22 protein-coding genes, 3 tRNA genes and 1 pseudogene are annotated in these 20364 nt (G+C 70.3%); 11 read left to right on the top strand and 15 right to left on the bottom strand.

What is annotated here, in order from left to right; all coding sequences use genetic code 11:
- Positions 1 to 98 precede the first annotated feature (98 nt).
- Positions 99 to 596 (top strand): DoxX family protein, encoded by a 498-nt coding sequence (locus tag ACQG07_RS12670; protein WP_426738459.1) that lies wholly within the window; start codon positions 99 to 101, stop codon positions 594 to 596.
- 57 nt (positions 597 to 653) lie between these two features.
- Here the strand turns inward: ACQG07_RS12670 and ACQG07_RS12665 are convergent, their stop codons facing one another.
- From ACQG07_RS12665 to tilS, 11 genes are all read right to left on the bottom strand, one after another.
- Complete coding sequence (locus ACQG07_RS12665) at positions 654 to 1367, bottom strand: Rossmann-like and DUF2520 domain-containing protein (protein WP_229939420.1); 714 nt, start codon at positions 1365 to 1367, stop codon at positions 654 to 656.
- Entirely contained in the window at positions 1364 to 3184 is a 1821-nt protein-coding gene (locus ACQG07_RS12660) for a PH domain-containing protein (RefSeq protein WP_159877842.1), read from the bottom strand. Before ACQG07_RS12660 ends, ACQG07_RS12665 begins: the two co-directional genes overlap by 4 nt.
- Entirely contained in the window at positions 3181 to 3795 is a 615-nt protein-coding gene (locus ACQG07_RS12655) for a PH domain-containing protein (RefSeq protein ID WP_425313573.1), read from the bottom strand. The genes ACQG07_RS12660 and ACQG07_RS12655 overlap by 4 nt, the downstream gene beginning before the upstream one ends.
- Complete coding sequence (locus ACQG07_RS12650; RefSeq protein ID WP_086474548.1) at positions 3752 to 4231, bottom strand: DUF3180 domain-containing protein; 480 nt, start codon at positions 4229 to 4231, stop codon at positions 3752 to 3754. The genes ACQG07_RS12655 and ACQG07_RS12650 overlap by 44 nt, the downstream gene beginning before the upstream one ends.
- Positions 4228 to 4788 (bottom strand): 2-amino-4-hydroxy-6-hydroxymethyldihydropteridine diphosphokinase, encoded by a 561-nt coding sequence (gene folK / locus ACQG07_RS12645; protein ID WP_079705158.1) that lies wholly within the window; start codon positions 4786 to 4788, stop codon positions 4228 to 4230. Before folK ends, ACQG07_RS12650 begins: the two co-directional genes overlap by 4 nt.
- On the bottom strand, positions 4788 to 5177 hold the full coding sequence (gene folB / locus ACQG07_RS12640; protein ID WP_079705157.1) for a dihydroneopterin aldolase: 390 nt from the start codon (positions 5175 to 5177) through the stop codon (positions 4788 to 4790). Before folB ends, folK begins: the two co-directional genes overlap by 1 nt.
- Entirely contained in the window at positions 5170 to 5973 is an 804-nt protein-coding gene (folP, locus tag ACQG07_RS12635; protein WP_079705156.1) for a dihydropteroate synthase, read from the bottom strand. The genes folB and folP overlap by 8 nt, the downstream gene beginning before the upstream one ends.
- A gap of 4 nt (positions 5974 to 5977) precedes the next feature.
- The gene (gene folE, locus ACQG07_RS12630) at positions 5978 to 6640 is read right to left on the bottom strand and encodes a GTP cyclohydrolase I FolE (protein ID WP_159877840.1); all 663 of its coding nucleotides are present in this window, start codon (positions 6638 to 6640) and stop codon (positions 5978 to 5980) included.
- A gap of 5 nt (positions 6641 to 6645) precedes the next feature.
- Complete coding sequence (gene ftsH / locus ACQG07_RS12625; protein WP_079705154.1) at positions 6646 to 8664, bottom strand: ATP-dependent zinc metalloprotease FtsH; 2019 nt, start codon at positions 8662 to 8664, stop codon at positions 6646 to 6648.
- Positions 8665 to 8818: 154 nt separating this feature from the next.
- A complete protein-coding gene (gene hpt / locus ACQG07_RS12620; RefSeq protein WP_064294334.1) occupies positions 8819 to 9370 on the bottom strand; it encodes a hypoxanthine phosphoribosyltransferase in 552 nt (183 codons plus the stop codon).
- 61 nt (positions 9371 to 9431) lie between these two features.
- Positions 9432 to 10439 (bottom strand): tRNA lysidine(34) synthetase TilS, encoded by a 1008-nt coding sequence (gene tilS / locus ACQG07_RS12615; protein WP_426738458.1) that lies wholly within the window; start codon positions 10437 to 10439, stop codon positions 9432 to 9434.
- 129 nt (positions 10440 to 10568) lie between these two features.
- Between tilS and ACQG07_RS12610 the strand changes: the two genes are divergently transcribed.
- On the top strand, positions 10569 to 11060 hold the full coding sequence (locus ACQG07_RS12610) for an inorganic diphosphatase (RefSeq protein WP_079705152.1): 492 nt from the start codon (positions 10569 to 10571) through the stop codon (positions 11058 to 11060).
- A gap of 87 nt (positions 11061 to 11147) precedes the next feature.
- Here the strand turns inward: ACQG07_RS12610 and ACQG07_RS12605 are convergent, their stop codons facing one another.
- Entirely contained in the window at positions 11148 to 12443 is a 1296-nt protein-coding gene (locus ACQG07_RS12605; RefSeq protein ID WP_426738457.1) for a M23 family metallopeptidase, read from the bottom strand.
- Between the two features lie 291 nt (positions 12444 to 12734).
- Here ACQG07_RS12605 and ACQG07_RS12600 point away from each other — a divergent pair.
- The 9 genes and pseudogenes from ACQG07_RS12600 to ACQG07_RS12560 all read left to right on the top strand — a co-directional run bounded on the left by ACQG07_RS12600 (position 12735) and on the right by ACQG07_RS12560 (position 17646).
- Positions 12735 to 12810: transfer RNA gene (locus ACQG07_RS12600), tRNA-Glu, on the top strand.
- Positions 12811 to 12927: 117 nt separating this feature from the next.
- Positions 12928 to 13001: transfer RNA gene (locus tag ACQG07_RS12595), tRNA-Asp, on the top strand.
- 78 nt (positions 13002 to 13079) lie between these two features.
- Positions 13080 to 13152: transfer RNA gene (locus ACQG07_RS12590), tRNA-Phe, on the top strand.
- 116 nt (positions 13153 to 13268) lie between these two features.
- Positions 13269 to 13745 carry a hypothetical protein gene (locus ACQG07_RS12585; protein WP_426738456.1) on the top strand — a complete coding sequence of 159 codons (477 nt, stop codon included), beginning with the start codon at positions 13269 to 13271 and terminating at the stop codon, positions 13743 to 13745.
- Positions 13746 to 14108: 363 nt separating this feature from the next.
- Complete coding sequence (locus ACQG07_RS12580) at positions 14109 to 15380, top strand: DUF222 domain-containing protein (protein WP_426738455.1); 1272 nt, start codon at positions 14109 to 14111, stop codon at positions 15378 to 15380.
- Positions 15381 to 15744: 364 nt separating this feature from the next.
- The gene (locus ACQG07_RS12575; protein WP_064294389.1) at positions 15745 to 16203 is read left to right on the top strand and encodes a hypothetical protein; all 459 of its coding nucleotides are present in this window, start codon (positions 15745 to 15747) and stop codon (positions 16201 to 16203) included.
- A gap of 42 nt (positions 16204 to 16245) precedes the next feature.
- On the top strand, positions 16246 to 16845 hold the full coding sequence (locus ACQG07_RS12570) for a TetR-like C-terminal domain-containing protein (RefSeq protein ID WP_159877833.1): 600 nt from the start codon (positions 16246 to 16248) through the stop codon (positions 16843 to 16845).
- A pseudogene (locus tag ACQG07_RS12565) lies at positions 16842 to 17252 on the top strand (arsenate reductase ArsC); the annotation flags it as partial. The gene ACQG07_RS12570 and the pseudogene ACQG07_RS12565, both read left to right, overlap by 4 nt.
- Positions 17253 to 17505: 253 nt before the next feature.
- On the top strand, positions 17506 to 17646 hold the full coding sequence (locus tag ACQG07_RS12560) for a hypothetical protein (protein ID WP_159877829.1): 141 nt from the start codon (positions 17506 to 17508) through the stop codon (positions 17644 to 17646).
- Between the two features lie 25 nt (positions 17647 to 17671).
- Here the strand turns inward: ACQG07_RS12560 and ACQG07_RS12555 are convergent, their stop codons facing one another.
- From ACQG07_RS12555 to ACQG07_RS12545, 3 genes are read right to left on the bottom strand one after another with little or no spacing between them, the layout of a single operon-like run.
- A complete protein-coding gene (locus tag ACQG07_RS12555; RefSeq protein ID WP_159877827.1) occupies positions 17672 to 18433 on the bottom strand; it encodes a GH25 family lysozyme in 762 nt (253 codons plus the stop codon).
- Positions 18434 to 18478: 45 nt separating this feature from the next.
- The gene (locus ACQG07_RS12550) at positions 18479 to 19561 is read right to left on the bottom strand and encodes a sulfate/molybdate ABC transporter ATP-binding protein (protein ID WP_426738454.1); all 1083 of its coding nucleotides are present in this window, start codon (positions 19559 to 19561) and stop codon (positions 18479 to 18481) included.
- Positions 19558 to 20325: an ABC transporter permease gene (locus tag ACQG07_RS12545; RefSeq protein ID WP_426738461.1), complete on the bottom strand. Its 768-nt coding sequence runs from the start codon at positions 20323 to 20325 to the stop codon at positions 19558 to 19560. The genes ACQG07_RS12550 and ACQG07_RS12545 overlap by 4 nt, the downstream gene beginning before the upstream one ends.
- Positions 20326 to 20364 lie beyond the last annotated feature (39 nt).

Here is a 20364-nt window from a genome sequence, read left to right as displayed (position 1 = left end):
TCGGAGGACATCGCCGGGTACCCGGGCCGTGCTTGGCTCGAAGGACAGGAGTCCCGATCGGGGGCACCGACGCCGGAAACGAACTCGAAAGGCTCGTCATGACGACGCTCTCCGACCACCAGCACACCGACCACCGTGAAGCCACCACCGTCCCACCGGTACCGGCCTCCCCCGCCGCGCCGCGCGGACAGGCGGGGATCGACGCCGGTCTCCTCCTCCTGCGCCTGGCCCTCGGTGTGGTCTTCATCGCCCACGGCCTCCAGAAGTTCCTCATCGACTCCATTCCAGGCGTCGCCTCCGGGTTCGGAGGCATGGGCATCCCGGCACCGGAGATCGCGGCGGTCGTCGTCGCCGGGCTCGAGGTGGTCGGTGGCCTGCTGCTCATCGTCGGCCTCGGCACGCGCATCGTGGGCGCCCTGCTGGCGGTGACGATGGCCGTGGCGATGGTGCTCGTGCACCTGCCGGCGGGGTTCTACGCCGCAGACGGTGGCTTCGAGTACGTCATGCTGCTCGCGCTCGCGTCGCTCGCGCTCACCCTCGCCGGCCCGGGCCGATTCGCGATCGACGCGCTGATCCGTCGCCGCCGCAGCCGGTGACACGGGCCCGCCCGCCTGCCCGGACTCGGGTGGGCGGGCGGCGGTTCGTCCACCCGGCTAGAGCAGCTCGTCGACGTCGGGCGTGGTCGCCCCGCGCAGCGCCTCGTCGACCGACGACCGCACGAGCGACGACAGGAAGCCGCCGGCGTTCTCCACGCCGATCTCCTGGAGCAGAGCCGTCGACTGCTGCACGACCGCGCGGGAGAAGCTCGCGGCCGTCTCCACCGCTTCGGCGTAGGCCGCACGATCGGCCTCGGCGATGATCACGGGCTCCGCGCCCATCTCGACCACGAGCGCCTGCCCGATCGGTTGGACGGGGGCCGGTGCGGTCACGGCGAACGAGGTCTCGTGCAGGCGCGCGAGATCCAGGCTCGTGCCGGTGAACACCATGGCCGGGTGGATCGCCAGCGGAATGGCACCGGCGCGCGCTGCCGGAGCGAGCACCGCTGTCCCGAACCGAGCCGAGGTGTGCGCGACGAGCTGACCCGGCTGCCACGCACCGACCGCCGCGAGCCCTTCGACCAACGACGCGAGTTGCGCATCGGGCACGGCGATGACGACGAGTTCGCTCCGCTCGACCACCTCGGTCGGATCGAGCACCGGCACATCCGGCAACAGGGCGTTCGCCCGTTCAAGGCTCTCTTCCGACACCGCGGTGATGCCGACGATCGCATGTCCGGCTCCCCCGAGCGCCGCTCCGATGACCGGGCCGACGCGACCACTCCCGATGATCCCGACGCCGAGCCTGGCGCTCCGTCGTTCCGCGCTCACGTGGTCCTCCGGTCCTGGTCGGTCGTCGGGAACGGCACGGACGGTGCCGGGCTCTGCTCCTGCCACGGCTCGGCGTGCGCCCGCGTCGTCGGTTCGGTGCCGGACTGCGCCACCGGCTCATCGAGGTAGGGCGCCGTCGCCTGCGCCTCGTCGGGCTGGTGCTCGGGGTCGAAGCTCGCCCACCGGTGGCTGCGGTCGGTCGACTGCGCGACCACGATCGCCGCCGACGCCGCGTCGAACATCCGCACCGCCTCGTCGCGGGCCATGGCCGGGAGCTTGGCGATCACGGGGCCAGGGACCGTGTGCGCGGTCGCGGAGGCGAGGTCGAGCGCGCGCAGGAGCGGCCCCTGGTCGACCCGGATGCTCTGCAGGCGTGCGAGCGGGAGGATGTGGAGTTTGCGCCAGACCACCCCCTGCCGGAACAGCAGCATCCCGTCGCGCAGGGCGTAGCCGGTACGACGCCAGGAGAACCAGTTGATCCATCGCGAGCGGCGGGGCGAGCCCACGAAACCGACGCCGTCGCGTGTGGCGAGGGCCGACTGCAGGGGCGCCCAGGCGCTGCCGTCGATGCGGCCCGCGAGCATCAACTCCACGACCTGGGCGGCGTCCACGAGCGACCCGACCGGCAACACCGTGTTGCTCGTCGCACCCCGAGCAGCCTGCTCCAGTGACAGGCCGGCCTTGTTGATCCGGACCCGCCACCAGCCGAACGGGCGCCAGATGATGGGCTGTGACACCTCGATCGCGTGGATCCGTCCGGGCGGGACGGTGTCGTTCGTCGTCGAGAAGAGCCCGAAGCCGATGCGGACGCCCGAGGGCGTCGCGGCGATGCTGTAGCGCAGCGACTTCGTCACGCTCGACCAGACGAAGGCCCCGAGACTCAGCACCATCGGGACGAGCCAGAACCAGGCCCAGTCCAGCCCGTTGACGAGGAGCACGACGCCGGCCACGACCGAGATCAGGACGATCACGGTGAACGGGCTGAGCAGCGTGGATCCGACCAGGCGTCCGAGCGTCAATCGCACGACGGAGTCCGGCACCGCCTCCTCCGGGTCGAGTTCGGGCGAGATGAAGTCGTCGACGCGCTCGGTGACGAACCGGGACACCCCGCCGGCGCCGTCGGGCACCGATTGCGGCGGCAGGGTCGGGTCGGCCGGGTCGCCGGCTGCGGCGGTCTGCCGGCGTTCGGCGAGCTTCACCCCGCTCGCGAGCGTGAGGACGTCCCGGCGGAGGCCGTCGGCGTCGGCACCGTACAGGTACTCGAGTTTGACGTTCGCGTCCTGGCCCGCGACGCTCACGTTGATGCGGGAGGCCCCGATGAGCCTGGCCAGGAGCGGCTTCTCGATGGAGACGCCCTGGATGCGGTCGAGCTTGGCTTTGCGGTTCGTGCGGAACAGGATCCCGCTGCGCACCTCCACCGCCTCGTCGGTCACCCGGAACGTGTGCATGCGCCATGAGAACCAGAACACGGCGATCACCACGATGAGCCCGACGGCGATCGCGAGGAGCACCCACCCGACGAAGCCGTGGTTGAGGATGTAGTCGATCGGGTCGGTCGGCTGCTCCATCCCCGGAGCGGGGATGAAGAACTCGATGAGTCGCTCGCGGAGGTTCGCGATCACGATGCCGAGGATGGCGACGAATGCGATGCCGCCTCGGAGCAACGGCGTCGCCGGGTGCAGCCGGTGCCACTGCCCGTCGACGAGACTCTGCCCGGCCACCCGCGGGACGATCGCCTCGGCCGTCGGCTTCACCCGAGGACCCGCGGCCGGAGCCTCGAACCGCTCCGGCGGTCCTGCCGCCTGGTGCTCGCTCACAGTCCGGTCCGCCGGCTCTCCGCCACGGCGACCAGATGGTCGCGCAGCCCCTCGGCCTCGGCTTCCGGCAACCCGTTGATCACCACTCCGGTCGAGGCGGAGGCGGTCACGAACTTGAGGTCGGCGAGGCCGAACGCCCGCGAGAGGGGCCCGCGGTTGATGTCGACGAGCTGCATACGCCCGTACGGCACGGCGACGAAGCGCTGCCACATGATCCCTCGGCGGAACAACAGATCGTCCGCGCGCAGTTGGTACCCGATCGATCGGATGCGACGAGGGATGAACGCCGCGGCGATCAGGGAGATCACGGCGAAGGCGGCGAACGGCCACCAGATCCAGGTCCAGTCCCAGACGAGCGCGACGAAGACCACGGCCGCCGTGACGAGCACGAGACCGGCACCCTCGGAGATGAACTCGACGGCGATGAGCTTGCGACTCACGCGTCGCCACTGGGCATCAGGCAGTTCCAGCCGCTTGCCGCTCTGCTCCGCAGGGTCGGCCTGGACCGTCTCCGGCGACGACAGCTCCTCCAGCGGCGTCTCGATCAGCGGCCGCTCGGCGGGCTGATCAGGTGTGGGACGGGGCTCCCCCGGGTGCGGCGTCGTCATCATCATCCTTCGGAACGGTGCAGAACCACTCGGCCACCAAGGCGGCGACGACGAGTGCGACGGATCCCACGATGGACGCGATCACCAGCCACAACGAGCCTATCGCGGGCAGGATCGGGCGGGTCAGGACGAAGAGCAGGATCCCGACGGTCGCCCCGGCCACCAGGGAGCCCGCATGGCTCGAGGCCTTCGCGAGCGCGGCGACCCGCATGGCGCGGAACGGATCGATCCGACGGGTGGCGCGACCGGTCGTGCTGCGGCGGATCGGCCAGGACAGGGCGATGAGGATGATCGCGACCGCCACGAGCGAGACCGCGAGGGTGACGGGCGGGATGATCGACGCGCGTCCGCCGGAGACCATCGCGACCTCGACGAGGAAGCCGAAGACGACGCCCACCCCGGCGAGGACGATGAGCGGTGTCGCGGTGGTGCGGGTCACGGGTGCGTGCCGTCGTCGGGGACCACGGAGCCGTCCTTGGCGGCCGCAAGGGTGTCGAGGCGGCCGACGCCGGGCAGCGTCGCGTCGGGGTCGAGGAGCAGCCAGGGCACGACGACGAACCCGCGCTCGGCGGCTCGCGGGTGCGGGACCGTGAGGCGTTCGTCGTCGATCGTCTCGTCGTCGTAGGCGACGAGGTCGAGGTCGAGCGTCCGATCGCCCCAGCGTTCCTCGCGGACGCGGCCGTGCGCGAGTTCGATCCGCTGGAGTTCGTCGAGGAGCGCGTGCGGCTGGAGGCGGGTGCGGACGGCAGCGACACCGTTGAGGTAGGCCGGAGCCGACTCGTCGACACCGGACGACTTGACGGCCGCGCTCGACACGAGCGGCGACGGCCGCACCTCGAGCACCCCGTCGACGGCGGCGAGGTCGTCCACCGCCTGTGCGATCGTCGCGCGGCGGTCCCCCAGGTTGGCCCCGATGGCCACGACGGCCCAGACGGCGCGCGGCTTCGGTGGTCCGGGCCGACGGGCGGGGTCGTGGATCGGTGTGCGCGAGACCATCAGACGGCCCGCCCGGCCTGGGTGCGGTCGGCCTGGGTGCGCTCGATCGTCACCGCCACGTCCGCGAAGGGCACCGTGATGGGGGCGCTCGGCTTGTGCACGGTGACCCGGACCGCCTCCGCGCGCTCGTTCGCGAGCACCACGTCGGCGATGCGCTCGGCCACCGTTTCAATGAGGTCGACCGGGTCGCGCTCCACGGCCGCGACGACCGCCTCGGCGAGCTCGCCGTAGTGCATGGTCGCGCCGAGCTCGTCGCCGCCGGCGGCCGGGCGGAGGTCCAGCGACACGGTGACGTCGATGACGAACTCCTGTCCGGCCTCGCGCTCGAAGTCGAAGACGCCGTGGTGCGCGAACGCACGCAGGCCCGTGAGGGTGATCGAATCAGTCATCGGCTCCACCTTGCCATGCATCGAGGGTATCGAGAGCGAGTCTGGTTGCGGCGACGTCGTGGACGCGCACACCCCAGGCTCCGGCCTGCGCGGCCAGCACGCTCACCACGGCGCTCGGCAGGTCGCGCGCCTCCATCGGGGCGTCCTCGGGGAGGAGCGCTCCGATGAACCGCTTGCGGGACGCACCCACCAGCACCGGGTACCCGAGCTCGCGCAGCAGGTCGAGTCGGGCGAGGATGCGCCAGTTGTGCTCGGCGTGCTTGGAGAACCCCAGGCCGGGATCGACGACGATCCGGCCGGGGTCGACGCCCTGACCGCGGAGGGTCGTCACCCGGTCGTCGAGTTCCCGAGCGACGTCGACCGCCGCGTCGGTGTAGGTGGCGCGGCTCGCCATGTCGGCCGAGTGCCCGCGCCAATGGCTGATGACGCAATCGAGACCGGACGCCGCCATGACGCCCGGCATGCGATCGTCGGCGAGGCCACCGGAGACGTCGTTGATGATCGAGGCACCGGCGTCGGCCGCAGCACGGGCGGTCTCCGCGTTCATCGTGTCGATACTCACTCGCGCACCAGCGGCGGCCAGTGCGGCGATGACGGGTGCGACCCGGTGCTGCTCCTCGCGGGTGTCGACCCGGGCGGCACCGGGCCGGGTCGATTCGCCGCCGACGTCGATGATGGTCGCGCCGGCCGCGATGAGCTCGAGCCCGTGGGCGACGGCGTCGTCGACGTCCAGGTACCGGCCGCCGTCGCTGAACGAGTCGGGGGTGACGTTGACGACGCCCATGATCTGGAACATGCGATCACCCCGCCTGGTCGGCGGACGCGCCGATCAGGACCATCAGCTCGGCCCGTGCAGCCGGATCGGCCAGGGCTCCACGGCTGGCGATGGTGACGGTGGTGCTCGTCAGCTGGCGTGACCCGCGCATCGAGACGCAGCCGTGTGCGGCCTGGAGCACGACGAGGACGCCGCGGGGCTCGAGCCGTTCGACGAGGGTGTCGGCGATCTGCTCGCTGAGGCGCTCCTGGACCTGCGGGCGCGAGGCGAGTGTGTCGACGAGCTTCGGCAGGGCACCGAGTCCGATGACGAGTTCGTCGGGCAGGTAGGCGATGTGCGCCGTGCCGAGGAACGGGAGCAGGTGGTGCTCGCAGACGGAACGGAAGGCGATGTCGCGGACGAGCACGACGTCGCTGGTCGCGCCCTCCTCGATCGGGATTGGGCGCGCCAGGTGCACACCGGCGTCCTGACCGACGCCACCGAAGAACTCGGCGTACGCATCGGCGACACGCGTCGGGGTGTCGGCGAGGCCGTCGCGGGAGGGGTCCTCGCCGATCGCCTCGAGGATCTCGAGGACCGCTGCGGCGATCCGCTCGCGGTCCACGGACGACCGCGAGGCCGAGCCCTGATCGGGCTCGGCCTGCGCGGCTGCGACCGCGTCGTCCGCGGTGTGCTCGCCGTGGGTCATGCGGGCTAGGCGGTCGCCGGTCGCGGCTTCGTCGCGCGGGTGCGCTTGGGCTTCACGGGAGCCTCGGGCTCGGGCTCCGAGCTCACACCGCCGTCTGCCGCGCCGGAGTCGATGGGTGCGGTGAAGGACGCGGAACCGACGGCCGAACCCGACCCGACGGGACGCTTCTTGCTGGACAGCCAGACGGGGCGCGGCGGGAGCTTCTTGACGTCCTTGAAGATCTCGGCCAGCTGGTTGTGGTCGAGGGTCTCCTTCTCCATCAGCTCGGCGGCGAGGCGGTCGAGCACGGCCCGGTTGGTCGTGATGACCTGCCAGGCTTCGTCGTGTGCGGCCTCGATGAGCTCGCGGACCTGGGCGTCGACCCGCTGCGCGATCTCCTCCGAGTAGTCGCGCTGGTGGCCCATGTCGCGGCCGAGGAACATCTCGCCCGAGGACTGCCCGAGCTTGACGGCACCGACGTCGGTGGTCATGCCGTACTCGGTGACCATCTTGCGAGCGATGCCCGTGGCCTTCTCGATGTCGTTCGACGCACCCGTGGTCGGGTCGTGGAACACGAGCTCCTCGGCGACGCGGCCGCCCATCGCGTAGGCGAGCTGGTCGAGCAGCTCGTTGCGCGTGACGGAGTACTTGTCTTCGAGGGGCAGGACCATCGTGTAGCCGAGGGCACGGCCGCGCGGGAGGATCGTGACCTTCGTGACCGGGTCGGTGTTGTTCATCGCCGCCGCAGCGAGCGCGTGCCCGCCCTCGTGGTAGGCGGTGATGAGCTTCTCCTGCTCGCGCATGACGCGCGTGCGGCGCTGCGGGCCGGCGATGACGCGGTCGATGGCCTCGTCGAGTGCGCGGTTGTCGATCAGCTGGGCGTTGGAGCGCGCCGTGAGCAGCGCGGCCTCGTTGAGGACGTTGGCGAGGTCGGCGCCGGTGAAACCGGGCGACTTGCGGGCGACGACCTCGAGGTCGACGCTCGCGGCGAGCGGCTTGCCCTTGCCGTGCACCTCGAGGATCTTCTTTCGGCCTGCGAGGTCGGGGGCGTCGACGCCGATCTGGCGGTCGAAGCGACCGGGGCGCAGGAGCGCGGGGTCGAGGATGTCGGGGCGGTTGGTCGCGGCGATCAGGATGACGTTCGTCTTGACGTCGAAGCCGTCCATCTCGACGAGCAGCTGGTTGAGGGTCTGCTCGCGCTCGTCGTGTCCGCCGCCCATGCCTGCACCGCGGTGGCGACCGACGGCGTCGATCTCGTCGACGAAGATGATCGCGGGCGAGTTCTCCTTGGCCTGCTGGAAGAGGTCGCGGACGCGGCTCGCACCGACACCGACGAACATCTCGACGAAGTCGGAACCGGAGATCGAGTAGAACGGCACGCCGGCTTCACCGGCGACGGCGCGGGCGAGGAGCGTCTTGCCCGTTCCGGGAGGGCCGTACAGCAGGACGCCCTTCGGGATGCGCGCACCGACGGCCTGGAACTTCGCGGGCTCCTTGAGGAAGTCCTTGATCTCCTCGAGCTCCTCGATCGCCTCGTCGGCACCGGCGACGTCGTCGAAGGTCACCTTCGGCGACTCCTTCGAGACGAGCTTCGCCTTCGACTTGCCGAACTGCATGACCTTGTTGCCGCCGCCCTGCATGCCGGAGAGCATGAGCCAGAAGAAGACACCGATGAGGAGCAGCGGGAGGAGGAGTCCGAGCATCGACAGGAGCCAGCTCGGCTGGGGCACCTTGTCGTTGTAGCCACCGGACGGGTCTGCGGCGTCGACGGCCTCGACCACGTCGGCCGCACGGGCGCCGACGTAGTAGAACTGCACCTGCTTGCCGAACTCGTCGTCCGCCTTCGTCAGCGTGAGGTCGACTCGCTGGTCGCCGTCGGTGATGACGGCCTCCTTGACCTGACCCTTCTCGAGGAAGGCGAGACCCTCTTGCGTGGAGACCTCACGGAAGCCGTTCATGCTCATCAGGCTGATGCCGATCCAGAAGACCAGGGCGGCGATGATGAGGTACGGGATGGGACCCTTGAAGAGACGCTTGACGTTCATAAGTTGAGAGGCCGGGGCTGGCCCGTTCCCTTTCTGCAGGAGGGGTCGACGGGCGGAGCCGCGTCGGAAATCAGGCTACCCCCTCGCCGCTGGATGCCTCCCCTGTGTTTGCCGTGGGCTTAACGGGGGTGCGGTGTGAGGTCGGTGGAGTGGTTCAGGCGTAGACGTGCGGGGCGAGGACGCCGACGTCGCGGAGGTTACGGTACTTCTCGTCGAAGTCGAGACCGTACCCGACGACGAAGTCGTTCGGGATGTCGAAACCGACGTACTTGCACTCGACGTGCACCTTGGCGGCCTCGGGCTTGCGGAGGAGCGCGCAGACCTCGATGGACGCGGCTCCGCGCGAGGCGAAGTTCTCGAGCAGCCAGGAGAGGGTGAGGCCGGAGTCGATGATGTCCTCGACGATCAGGACGTGGCGGCCCGTGAGGTCGGCGTCGAGGTCCTTGCGGATCTGGACGACACCGCTCGACTTCGTGCCAGCGCCGTACGAGCTGACGGCCATCCAGTCCATCGAGAGCGGGATGCGGAGTTCGCGCGCGAGGTCGGCCATGACCATGACCGCACCCTTCAGCACGCCGACGAGCAGGACGTCCTTCCCGGCGTAGTCGGTCTCGATCTGCCGGGCGAGTTCGGCGAGCTTGTCGCGGATCTCCTGCTCGGTGACGAGGATGGTCGTGAGGTCGTCGGAAATGTCGCTCTGCTCCATGCGTCGAGTGTATGCGAGATGACCCGGAAGCCCGTGCGCCTCCTGCTCGGAGAGCCGGCGGTCAGCGGGCCGCGAAAACGATGCGTCCCGCGTGTCGGGACGCCGTCAGGCCGGGCAGGTCGATCGGACCCTGGCCCGCCCAATCGGTGACGAGCCGCGCGACCTCGATCGTCTGCGACCGCGTGAGCGAGACGCCGAACTCGCTCTTCACGATGTACCGGATGATCCGCTGGCGGAGCGCTGCCGGGTTGGCCGCGAGTGCCCCGGCGCTGACGGAGATCCCGGCCTCGGCGTGCTCGACGAGCTCCTCGATGGTCTCCTCGATCATCTCCTCGAACGCGTCCGCGTCCTCCCGGGCGGCGTCGGCGGTGCGGGTGAGGGCCTCGGCGATCCCCGGCCCGAGCTCCGCCTCGAGCACCGGCAGGACCCGTTCCCGGACCCGGACCCGCGCATAGGCGTCGTCGGTGTTGTGCGGGTCGTGCCACGGTTCGAGTCCTTCTGCAGCGCACGCCTCGCGGGTCTGGGAACGCCGGATCCCGAGCAGCGGTCGGAGGAGCGCACCGGAGACGGGCGCCATCCCCTGGAGGCTGCCGGTTCCGGACCCGCGAGCGAGGCCGAGGAGCACGGTCTCCGCCTGGTCGTCGAGGGTGTGCGCGAGCAGCACCAGGGACGCACCGACCTCGACTCGCGCGGCGTCGAGTGCGGCGTACCGTGCCGCCCGTGCAGCGGCCTCCGGCCCACCCTCGGAGCCCACCTCGACGACCCGGACGAGGACGGGGTCGAGCCCGAGGGCACGCGCCTGGTCCGCGGCACGCGCCGCGACGTCGGCCGAGCCCGGTTGCAGTCCGTGGTCGACGATCACGGCGCCGGCCCGCAGACGGAGCTTTCCGGCTTCGAACGCGGTCGCGGCGGCGAGCGCGAGCGAGTCGGCGCCACCGCTCAGCGCGACGAGCAGGTCGGCACCGGCGACGTCACGCGACGCCGCTGGCGCCGTGCCCGCGATCGCGTCGCGCACCGCCTTCCGCAGGGCGGCGACGGACGGGTGGAGCGGGGGTCGGACGTCGTTCACGCGGACCACGCTATTGCACCGCGCCGAGCGCCTCCCCACACCGTTCGCTCCGGGACGCATCGGTTATGGTTGGTCCTCGTCGGCGACCGCGCCGACTCAACGTCATCCAACCGCGCAAGGAGCAGGCTTATGGCCGAGTACGACGCCGTCATCGAGATCCCGCGGGGCAGCCGCAACAAGTACGAGATCGACCACGAGACCGGTCGGGTCTTCCTGGACCGCGTCCTGTTCACGAGCTTCGTCTACCCCGCCGACTACGGCTTCTTCGAGAACACCCTCGGCGAGGACGGCGACCCGGTCGACGTGCTGGTCCTGCTCGACTTCCCGACCTTCCCGGGCGTCGGCATCAAGGTCCGCCCCGTCGGTGTGCTGCACATGACGGACGACGGCGGCGGCGACGACAAGGTCATCGCCGTGCAGTACAAGGACCCGCGCTGGTCGCACATCCAGGACCTGACCGACATCCCGCAGGCGACGCGCGACGAGATCGAGCACTTCTTCGTCCACTACAAGGACACCGAGCCCGGCAAGTGGGCGCGGATCGACGGCTGGGGCGACGCCGCAGCGGCCGAGAAGATCATCCTCGCGGGCTTCGACAAGCTCAAGGCGGAGGGTCACTGAGCCCCTGCGGACCTCCGCACACCGCATGACGAAGCGGCCGGCACCCGAGGGTGCCGGCCGCTTCGTCGTGCGGGTCGCTGCGCTCGATCAGCCGAGCGGCGCCCCGCGGTCGGCCATGAACGGCTGCGCGTCGATCGCACTGCCGTTGATGCGGACCTCGAAGTGCAGGTGGCAGCCGGTGGAGGCACCCGTCGTGCCGACGTAGGCGATGACCTGCCCGGCGGAGACCTGGTAGCCGACGCCGACCTGGATGCCGCCGTTCACGATGTGCGCGTAGCCGGTCGAGACGCCGGAGCCGTGGTCGATGAGGATGAAGTTGCCGTACGTGCCGTACCAACCGGCGTAGGTCACGGTGCCGGCGGTCGCCGCGTAGATCGGGATGCCACAGCCGCCCGCGATGTCGGTCCCGCGGTGGAAGCTGCCTGAACTGCCGCCGCCGGTGGAGATCGGATCGCGGTAGCCGTACGTGCCCGAGATGCTGCCGGAGGCCGGGATCGCCCAGCCCTGGCTGCTGAGCTGACCGCCGTCGGCGCTCTCGCCACGCGCGGCCGCTGCCGCAGCTTCGGCGGCCTTCCGCGCGGCCTCGCCGGCTTCGAAGTCCTTGACCGTCTTCGCGGTCGTGTCCTGCAGCGCCGTCAGCTGGGCGTTCAGCGTGACGATCAGCTCCTGGTTCTTCTCGAGCTTCGCCGCCGCCGCGGACGCCGCCGCCTGGGCGGCCTCCATGGCCGCCTGCGCCGCCTGCCGGAGCGACTCGCGCTCGTCGCGGGCGACACCGGCCTGTTCACCGAGCGCAGCCGCGGTGTTGCGCGCGGCGACCGCCTGCTCGTAGACGCCGTTGCTGTGCTCGGCGACCTGGTTCATGTTGCCGAGCTTCGACAGGAGGTCGGTCGCGCCCTTGCTCTCGCCGTCGAGGAAGAGGCTCAGGCTGAGGTCGGCGCCGCCGGAGCGGTAGAGCTGCGAGGCGACCCGACCGGCCTGCTTCGTCGCGGTGTCGGCCTCGGCCGTCTTGGCGTCGGCCTGCGACTGGATCGCGGTGGCTCTGGCGTCGGCCTCGAAGAAGGCCTCCTCAGCGGCCTGGAACTCCGTACCGCGCTTCTCGGCCTCGTCCTGGGCGACCTGCAGCTCGTCCTGCAGCTGGACGATGAAGTTCTTGATGTTCGTGACCTCGGCGGCCTTGGCGGCCTCATTGCCCTTCGCGGCCTGGACGTCGTCCCACGAGGGGTAGTCGGCTGCCGACGCCGGGCCGGCGACACCGAAGGAGCCGACGATCGCGAGCGACATGACGATGGCGGCGGTGAGGCGTCCTCGCCACCGCACGGAGGACGCCGATCCGGCGTTGGTCGTCCGGCTTCGGCGCCAAGCGCCGGCAAGCTTCTTGCTCATGAAGTAGGGGCCCATCTCGGTTCGCTGCAGTCACATCGGTCACATCGGTACCACTGTCCACGCTAGCCCGACGGGGGTCGGGACCGGCTGTGGACACTCCCGTCGGCCGCGGCATCCGGGAGTGGTCCACGCCAGAGGCTAACCCCGGCCGGGGGCCGTGGAGTGGTCATTCGGCGCCTGTCGTCACATCCGGCATGGAGCGCCGATCGCTGCTCCGCGAACCCGATTTTGGATTCGGGGGTTTCATCCGTATGCTTGTCGCTCGGTAGTCATGAAGCTTCAGGGCTTCGCGGCCCTATCGTTTAGCGGCCTAGGACACCGCCCTTTCACGGCGGCAGCACGGGTTCGAATCCCGTTGGGGTCACCACCGACTACTGGAAAAACAGCCGCTCGGATTCAGGTATAGTGAGTCTGCGCGACTGCGAGAAGCACCGAGTAACACCAGCATCACCGCAGTTCGCATCACCAGCAATTCAACATGTATGGCCCTGTAGCGCAGTTGGTTAGCGTGCCGCCCTGTCACGGCGGAGGTCGCGGGTTCAAGTCCCGTCAGGGTCGCAAAAGGTCGGAAGCCCTCTCGCAAGGGAGGGCTTCTGCTTTTGAGACATCGGCGCCGTTCGTGCAGCTGATGTACTCGGCTCTGTAGCTCAGTTGGTAGAGCGCACGACTGAAAATCGTGAGGTCACGGGATCGACGCCCGTCGGAGCCACGGAACCCCCACCTAGCTTCTACATGGTGGGGGTTCTTTTTTTCGCCCGGACGCCCGGAACACCTACGCCACCACCGGAGTTGCCACTCCTGGCCCGCGGCGGACAGACTCGCACTGTGGAATCGAAACCGTCACGCTGGGTGACCGCCTCCGTACTCGCAGTCATGCTCGGCACGTCGCTCGTCGCCTGCTCGGACACGCGGTACGGACTGCCACGTGGTGAGGCCGTCGGCACCTGGCGCAGTGGGGACACCCGGCTCGAGCTCGCCGACGACGGGACCTTCGAAGCCACCGCCTGGCCCTCGGATGTCCAGTGCAGTCTTGGCGACGACCCCCGCGCGGACGACCCGATCGACTTCTCCGGGACCTGGATGGTGGACAACGAGGGGACCCACCGGGACCTCGTCCTGCATCCCGGCGACGGCGCATGCGAGACGTCCCGGATCACCTCCGACGTACGGAGCGACGACGGTCTCGCGCGCCTGTGCATTCACGCCCGTGGATCCTTGTCCGGCCCGGCCGAGAACTTCTTCACCCTCTACCAGGGTGATCCTCCGGAGACCGAGGATCCGGATCGCTGCCTGAACTACTAGCCCGCGGGGGCAGATGATTATCGCCCGCCCGATCCCTGAACCTTCCCCGCTCCCTGCGGCCTGTCGAAGGGCGCACGGAGAAGCATCCAAGACCAGCGACACCCATCCGGTACCTGAGCTTGTCGAAGGGTACTCGTAGGCACTTCGACAAGCTCAGTGACCGGAAGAGGTGCACCCGCACTCACTCCGGTCTCCGCGCAACCTTCCCCGGTCCCTGAGCTTGTCGAAGGGCACACGGGAGAACCCCGCAAAACCGGTATGCCTCCTCCGGTCCCTGAGCCTGTCGAAGGGCACACGAGGACACTTCCACAGCCGACACAACTCAGCATCTGGAATGTCAGTGGTCCATGGTGGACTGGAGTCATGACCGAGACCATCACCACCGCGATCCGCGCGAGCGACGAGCACGCCGCGCGCCTCGCGGAGTTCTCGGATCACTACGCGGACATCCAGCGGCGGCGTGCTGCTCTGGATGCCGAGGAGGCCCGGCTACTCGCCCGTTCTGCGGCCTATGCGGACGCGCTCGCGGACTCGGTCGTTCCGGCCGTGTTCCCGCCGGCCGAGCGCCTGGCGCTCTCCCGCCGGTCGACCTGCGCGGCCCTCGCGATGGCGACCCGAACGCCCGAGCGGACGGTCCAGCGCGCGACGAACGACGCGGAACGGCTCGTGAACGACGCACCTGCCGTGCTGGCCTCGCTCGAGGCCGGGCGCATCTCGGCGCGTCACGCGCAGACGATCATCGATCAACTCGGTGACGTGCCGACCGCGGGGCGGGCGGTGTTCCTCGCTGAGGTCCTTCCGATTGCGGAGGAGTCCACCAACGCGAACCTCCGCAGGCGCGCTCGCGTCCTGCGCGAGCGACTCCACCCCGAGTCCATCACAGCACGCGCCCGGCGGTCCGAGGCGGACCGCCGGGTCGAGTTCGAGCCAGCGGCCGACGGCATGGCGTGGGTGCACCTGTTCACCACGGCGCCCATCGCGCAGGGCATCATCGAGCGCGTCGAAGCGGCGGCAGCGGAGTCACGCGCAGCTGGTGACACCCGCACCTGCGCCCAACTCCAGGCAGACGCCCTTGCGGCCCTCGCGCTCACCGGTGTCACGCCCGACGACGTCATGTCGAGCCCGGCGCTCCCGCACCCGATCGAGGTGCAGGAGCACATCAAGCCCACCGTGCAGATCACGGTGCCGGCGTTGAGCATGGCCGGTGTCAGCGATGCCCCGGCGACGCTCGACGGGTATGGGCCGATCGACCCGGAGACGGCGGCACGCATCGCGATCAACGCGCCCAGCTTCACCCGGATCCTCGTCCAGCCGGAAACCGGCGCCGTCCTCTCAGCGGGGCGGAATCAGTACCGCGTTCCCGCCGACCTGCAACGCGCGGTCCGCCTCCGGGACGGCACCTGTCGGGCACCGGGGTGCAGCAGGCGAGCCAGGGCCTGCGACCTGGACCATTCGATTGCCTGGCAAGACGGCGGGACGACAGATGTCGGGAACCTCGCCTGTCTCTGTCGGCATCACCACCGGATGAAGCATCTGCCCGGATGGAACCTCGACCACGGTCCCGGCGGGGTGCTCGACTGGACAACGCCCGACGGCAAACACCACCGGACCGAACCGGACCCCGCACCGTTCTGACCGTTTCCGGTCCCTGGGCTGCGCCGCACTGAGCTTGTCGAAGTGTCGAAGGGTTCCCCGTGGGCACTTCGACACGCTCAGCGACCGAGAAAAGTGTGCCCGGAACGATGAGGCGTCCTCGTGGGCACTTCGACAAGCTCAGTGACCGAGAAAAGTGTGCCCGGAACGATGAGGCGTCCTCGTGGGCACTTCGACAAGCTCAGTGACCGGCAGAGGTGTGCCCAGAACGTTTCGGTCCCTGAGCTTGTCGAAGGGCAGGCGGGGTGCTCTCGCTCGGTGCGCGGGAGGACGTCCGCCGGCTCACATCGTGCACCTCCGTCCGCAAGCCCCAGACATCCGGGGCCGATCCGGACAGACTGGTCGTATGAGTTCTGCAGACGACCGCACGACCGACGGCCCCGACGACGCCCACCGAGTCCCCGCAGGGGTCGACGACGCGACTGTGGAAGCGGTCGGCAAAGTGACCGAGGCGCTCGAAGTGGTCGAGCAGGCGCGCGGCATGCTCTACGGCTTCCATCGCCTGACCGGCAAAGCGGACCTCGCGCTCGGCGAAGCCGCGGACGCCCTGCGCGAAGCCGGACACGACGCCCTCGCCGACCGGATCGACACCGAGCTGGTCGGACGCAATGTCATCGACGGACGCTGGACGTTCCAGATCGTCGAAGACTACGACGGCAACTACTGGGAACCGTTCCGCACGCTCGAGGCGGAGGTCCGCAACGAACTGGCGGGCGGCCGACGCCACCTCGCGGAAGCCGCCATGAAGGAGGACCGCCGCACGCACGGCGCGCCCCACCACGAAGCCACACCGCCGACGGTCTGAAGCCGCACGGCATGAGGGCCGCGTGGCGTTAGGCTCGATCCGATGACCGATGCACCCGTTTCCCGGACGAAGTTCTCCCGCCAACGGGTGATCGTCGGAGCCGCCGAGTTCGCCGACACGTATGGCGCCGACGCCCTCACGCTCGCCGCCCTGGCCCGCGAGCTCGACACCTCGGCACCGGCCCTCCTCAAGCACGTCCGCAGCACCGAGGACCTCCGCGCCGCCGTCGCCCAGCTGGCCCTCGCCCAACTGGCCAGCGGACTCGACATCGCGACGACCAGTCTGAGCGGGTCCCCTGCACTCACCGCGCTGGCCGAGGGGTACCGCCGCTTCGCCCTCGCCTATCCCGGCCGGTACGCCCTCGCGTTCTCGATCGAGGACGTCCGCGCCGACACCGGCGAGCCGGCCGACCGCGAGCTCGTGATGCTCGTCGAACGGGCACTCGCGGGGCGCGGTCTCGACAGTGTGGCGATGACGGACGCCGGACGCATCGTCCGGGCGGCCCTCCACGGCTTCGTGTCCCTCGAGCTCGTCGGCGGCTTCACCCGCGGCGCCGACCCCGCCACCAGCTACGCTGCCCTCGTGGACCTGCTCGACCATTCGTCCGCGCTCGGCTCACGCCACCTCCAGGAGACGCCATGACCAGCACGACCACCACCGCCCCGACCGTCCTCTTCGTCTGCGTGCACAATGCCGGTCGATCCCAGATCGCAGCCGGCTTCCTCGACGCCCTCGCCGGCGACCGGGTCGAGGTGCTGTCGGCCGGGAGCGAACCGAAGGACCGGATCAACACCGTGGCGGTGGAGGCGATGGCCGAACACGGCATCGACATCACCGCAGCCGTGCCCCGCATCCTCACGACCGACGCCGTCCGGGCGTCCGACGCGGTCATCACGATGGGCTGCGGCGACGCCTGCCCGATCTTCCCCGGCAAGCGCTACGAGGACTGGGAACTCGAGGACCCGGCCGGCCAAGGCATCGAGGCCGTCCGCCGCATCCGCGACGACATCGAGGAGCGGATCGCCGCGCTGTTCGTCGAACTCGTGCCCGCCGAGGCGTCCGAGTTCTCGGCCACCATCGGCTCGGTCGCCCACGAAGCGCTCGGCGCGCACGGGTTCACCCGCTTCGAGCAGCTCACGCGGGTCTCCCCCGCCGCCCTGCTCCGCATCCACGGCGTCGGACCGAAGGCCGTCGACATTCTGACCGAAGAACTCACAGCCCGCTCACTCGCCTTCGCCTCCTGAGGACGCCTGCGGCGCGCAACCCCATTGCCCAACGCGACACCAGTCGTATCGTGGTCGTATGAGCAAGCACGCAGCGAACGACGACAACCTCCCCGAGGACCACGAGACCACCGAGGACTCCATCGAGCAGGAGGTCGACGGCGAGGACACGTTCCTCCCCATCGCCGAGCCGACCACCGGTCCCGCTCCCGCCCCGTAACCCGACGCGCCTCCGGGGCCGCGGATCAGGGGCCGACGAGGGCCTGGAGGTCGCGCAGGGAGCCGTCGAAGACGTTCACGTCGATGAACTCCTCCTTGCCGACGTACCCGGGCATCCGTTCCCGGCTGGTGTACTGCCAGAGGTCCCACGCCCGCCCGTCCGACAGGACCGGCGGCGTGACGACCGAGCGGATCCACATCGGGTTCCGCTCGTACGAGCCCGCGAGGAACGCGTCGTAGTACCGCATGGTGGCGTAGATGATCGGCGGCCGACCGTAGTGCTCCTCGAGTGCCGCGAGGAGCGGATCGAGCACGGCGGCGACCCGCTCCGCACTCGGTGGCGTCCGGCAGTAGTCGGCATAGCACTCGAGATCGATGGTGATCGGGAGAGCGCCCGCCGTGACCGGCACGGTGTCGAAGATGTTCTGCGCCTGCGTCTCGGCAGGGCTGTCGAAACTCAGGAAGTGGTACGCCCCGATCAGCAAGCCGGTCTCGTCGGCCGCTCGTTGCGCGCCCGCCCAGTTCGCGGCGAACCGTTCGTCCTGATCACCGGATCCCTCGGTCGCCTTCATGATCGCGAAGTCGATGGGCTGCGCCGCGAGGACGTCCCAGTCGATCTCGCCCTGGTACGAGGAGACGTCGACACCGCGCACCGCGTACGAGGCGGCCAGGATCGCGTTCGGCCGCACCAGCCCCATGGCGACGAGCACCGCGCAGATCCCGCCGATCGCGAGCGTGCCGGCGGCCCCGACGACGATCGGCCACCAGCGTCTCCAGAATCGGCTCATCGACTCACTCTGTCACGTCCCGGCCGTGTCCCGGTGCAGGGCGCCTCAGCGCGGGTAGAGGACGGCTGCCCGCGGGTCGACCACGAAGTCGACGACGTCACCTGTCGACCAGCCCGCGGCCGCGAACTGCTGCACGGCGACGTCGGCGGTGATGACCGCCGAGCGGACCCGGACGGCGTCGCCCCTGGGTTCGAGGTCGGTGATCGTCGCCCGGAGGGCGCCTGACGCAGTCGGGCCGCCAGACCCGCCAGCCTCGCGGACCTCGACGCGGGACGGTCGGAACGCGCAGGCGACGGCGACCCCGGCCGGGATCGGGTCGGCCTCCGCGGAGGGGTCGACCTCGACCGCGACCTCCGCTCCATCCGGCAGACGGAGCCCGCGTGCCGTGCGGACGCCCGTCAGCAGTTCGAGTCCCGCGAGGTCCGCGGTGAACGCCGTCCGCGGCCGTTCGAGCACCTCAGCCGTCGGCCCCTGCTCGACGATGCGCCCGGCGTCCAGGACGATCACCCGGTCCGCGAGCGTGTACGCGTCGAGCACCTCGTGCGTCACGAGCACGGTCGTCCGCCCACGCAACTGCTCACGGAGCATGCGGCGCAGGTGGGGCGCGACCGTCGCATCGAGCGCGGCCATCGGTTCGTCGAGGAGGAGGAGGGCCGGGTCCGGGGCCAGCGCGCGGGCGAGTGCCACCCGCTGCGCCTGGCCGCCGGACAACTCGGCAGGACGGCGCCTCTCGAGCTCAGACGCCTCGACCTCCGCGAGCCGTCGTCGGGCGATGTCCCGAGCCTCGCCGCGTGACGCACCGGCGACCAGCGGGCCGTAGGCGACGTTGTCGAGCACGGAGCGGTGGGGGAAGAGCAGTGCTTCCTGGGCCAGGAGCGAGATCCCCCGCCGATGCGGCGGCGACCACTGGTCCCGACCCGGTCCACCGACCGCGAAGAGCTCGCGACCGGCGAGGGTCGCGTGACCCGTGTCCGGACGCAGGAGCCCGGCGAGGACCGCGAGCAGCGTCGACTTGCCGGCGCCGTTGGGGCCGAGCACGGCGACGGTCTCCCCCGCGGCGAGGTCGACGGCGAGCTCCCAGTCGCGTTCACGCAGCGTCGCTCGGAACGCCAGGGCCGCCCCGGTCATCGAACCACTCCGGCGACGGTCCGTCCACGGCGGATCGACCCCTGCACCCCAGCGACGCCGACGACGAGCACGGCGACGACGACGAGGACGAGCGACAGTGCGACAGCGGCGTCGGGATCCGTCTCGCGCTGCAGGTAGATCTCGAGCGGCAGCGTCCGGGTGACCCCCTGGAGGCTGCCCGCGAAGGTGAGGGTCGCCCCGAACTCGCCGAGGGCCCGCGCGAACGAGAGGATCGCGCCCGACACGACGGCGGGCGCGAGGAGCGGCAGCGTGACGGTGCGGAAGACGGTGGTGGGACGAGCACCGAGTGTCGCGGCGACGGCTTCGTACCGCGAGCCGGTCGTGCGGATCGCCCCCTCCAGGCTCAGCACGAGGAACGGCAGGGCGACGAAGGTCTGGGCGAGGACGACGGCGGTCGTGGAGAACGCGATGTCGATCCCGGCGTCCGCGAGTGCCGGTCCGAGCAGGCCGAGCCGGCCGAAGGTGTAGAGCAGGGCGATCCCGCCGACGACGGGCGGGAGCACGAGCGGGAGGAGGACGAGTGACCGCAGCAGACGCTGCCCCGGGAACCGGGTGCGCGCGAGGACGAGGGCGAGCGGCACGCCGAACACGATGCAGAGGGCCGTCGCGAGTGACGACGTCCGCAGACTCAGCCCGAGCGCCGCGACCGACGACTCCGAGCTGACGAGCGCACCGAAGTCCGCCCAGTCCACCCGCAGGACGATCGCGACGAGCGGCAGCAGGACGAACGCCGCGCCGACCATGGCGACGACGACGATCCAGCGGGGCACCCCCGAGCCGAG

It is taken from the genome of Plantibacter sp. 2H11-2, assembly GCF_050031945.1.
Lineage (GTDB): Bacteria > Actinomycetota > Actinomycetes > Actinomycetales > Microbacteriaceae > Plantibacter > Plantibacter auratus.
Note: the sequence above shows the minus strand (reverse complement) of the source record. Positions and strands in the feature narration are given on the sequence as shown.

Bases quoted from the DNA above. Each gene is read 5' to 3' on its own strand.
- folP (WP_079705156.1), bottom strand. From the start codon at position 5,973: ATGTTCCAGATCATGGGCGTCGTCAACGTCACCCCCGACTCGTTCAGC.
- ACQG07_RS12655 (WP_425313573.1), bottom strand. From the start codon at position 3,795: ATGATGACGACGCCGCACCCGGGGGAGCCCCGTCCCACACCTGATCAG.
- ACQG07_RS12580 (WP_426738455.1), top strand. From the start codon at position 14,109: ATGACCGAGACCATCACCACCGCGATCCGCGCGAGCGACGAGCACGCC.
- ACQG07_RS12545 (WP_426738461.1), bottom strand. From the start codon at position 20,325: ATGGTCGGCGCGGCGTTCGTCCTGCTGCCGCTCGTCGCGATCGTCCTG.
- ACQG07_RS12570 (WP_159877833.1), top strand. From the start codon at position 16,246: ATGACCGATGCACCCGTTTCCCGGACGAAGTTCTCCCGCCAACGGGTG.
- folE (WP_159877840.1), bottom strand. From the start codon at position 6,640: ATGACCCACGGCGAGCACACCGCGGACGACGCGGTCGCAGCCGCGCAG.
- ACQG07_RS12575 (WP_064294389.1), top strand. From the start codon at position 15,745: ATGAGTTCTGCAGACGACCGCACGACCGACGGCCCCGACGACGCCCAC.
- ACQG07_RS12550 (WP_426738454.1), bottom strand. From the start codon at position 19,561: ATGACCGGGGCGGCCCTGGCGTTCCGAGCGACGCTGCGTGAACGCGAC.
- ftsH (WP_079705154.1), bottom strand. From the start codon at position 8,664: ATGAACGTCAAGCGTCTCTTCAAGGGTCCCATCCCGTACCTCATCATC.
- ACQG07_RS12670 (WP_426738459.1), top strand. From the start codon at position 99: ATGACGACGCTCTCCGACCACCAGCACACCGACCACCGTGAAGCCACC.
- hpt (WP_064294334.1), bottom strand. From the start codon at position 9,370: ATGGAGCAGAGCGACATTTCCGACGACCTCACGACCATCCTCGTCACC.
- folK (WP_079705158.1), bottom strand. From the start codon at position 4,788: ATGGTCTCGCGCACACCGATCCACGACCCCGCCCGTCGGCCCGGACCA.
- ACQG07_RS12560 (WP_159877829.1), top strand. From the start codon at position 17,506: ATGAGCAAGCACGCAGCGAACGACGACAACCTCCCCGAGGACCACGAG.
- ACQG07_RS12605 (WP_426738457.1), bottom strand. From the start codon at position 12,443: ATGAGCAAGAAGCTTGCCGGCGCTTGGCGCCGAAGCCGGACGACCAAC.
- ACQG07_RS12610 (WP_079705152.1), top strand. From the start codon at position 10,569: ATGGCCGAGTACGACGCCGTCATCGAGATCCCGCGGGGCAGCCGCAAC.
- ACQG07_RS12555 (WP_159877827.1), bottom strand. From the start codon at position 18,433: ATGAGCCGATTCTGGAGACGCTGGTGGCCGATCGTCGTCGGGGCCGCC.
- folB (WP_079705157.1), bottom strand. From the start codon at position 5,177: ATGACTGATTCGATCACCCTCACGGGCCTGCGTGCGTTCGCGCACCAC.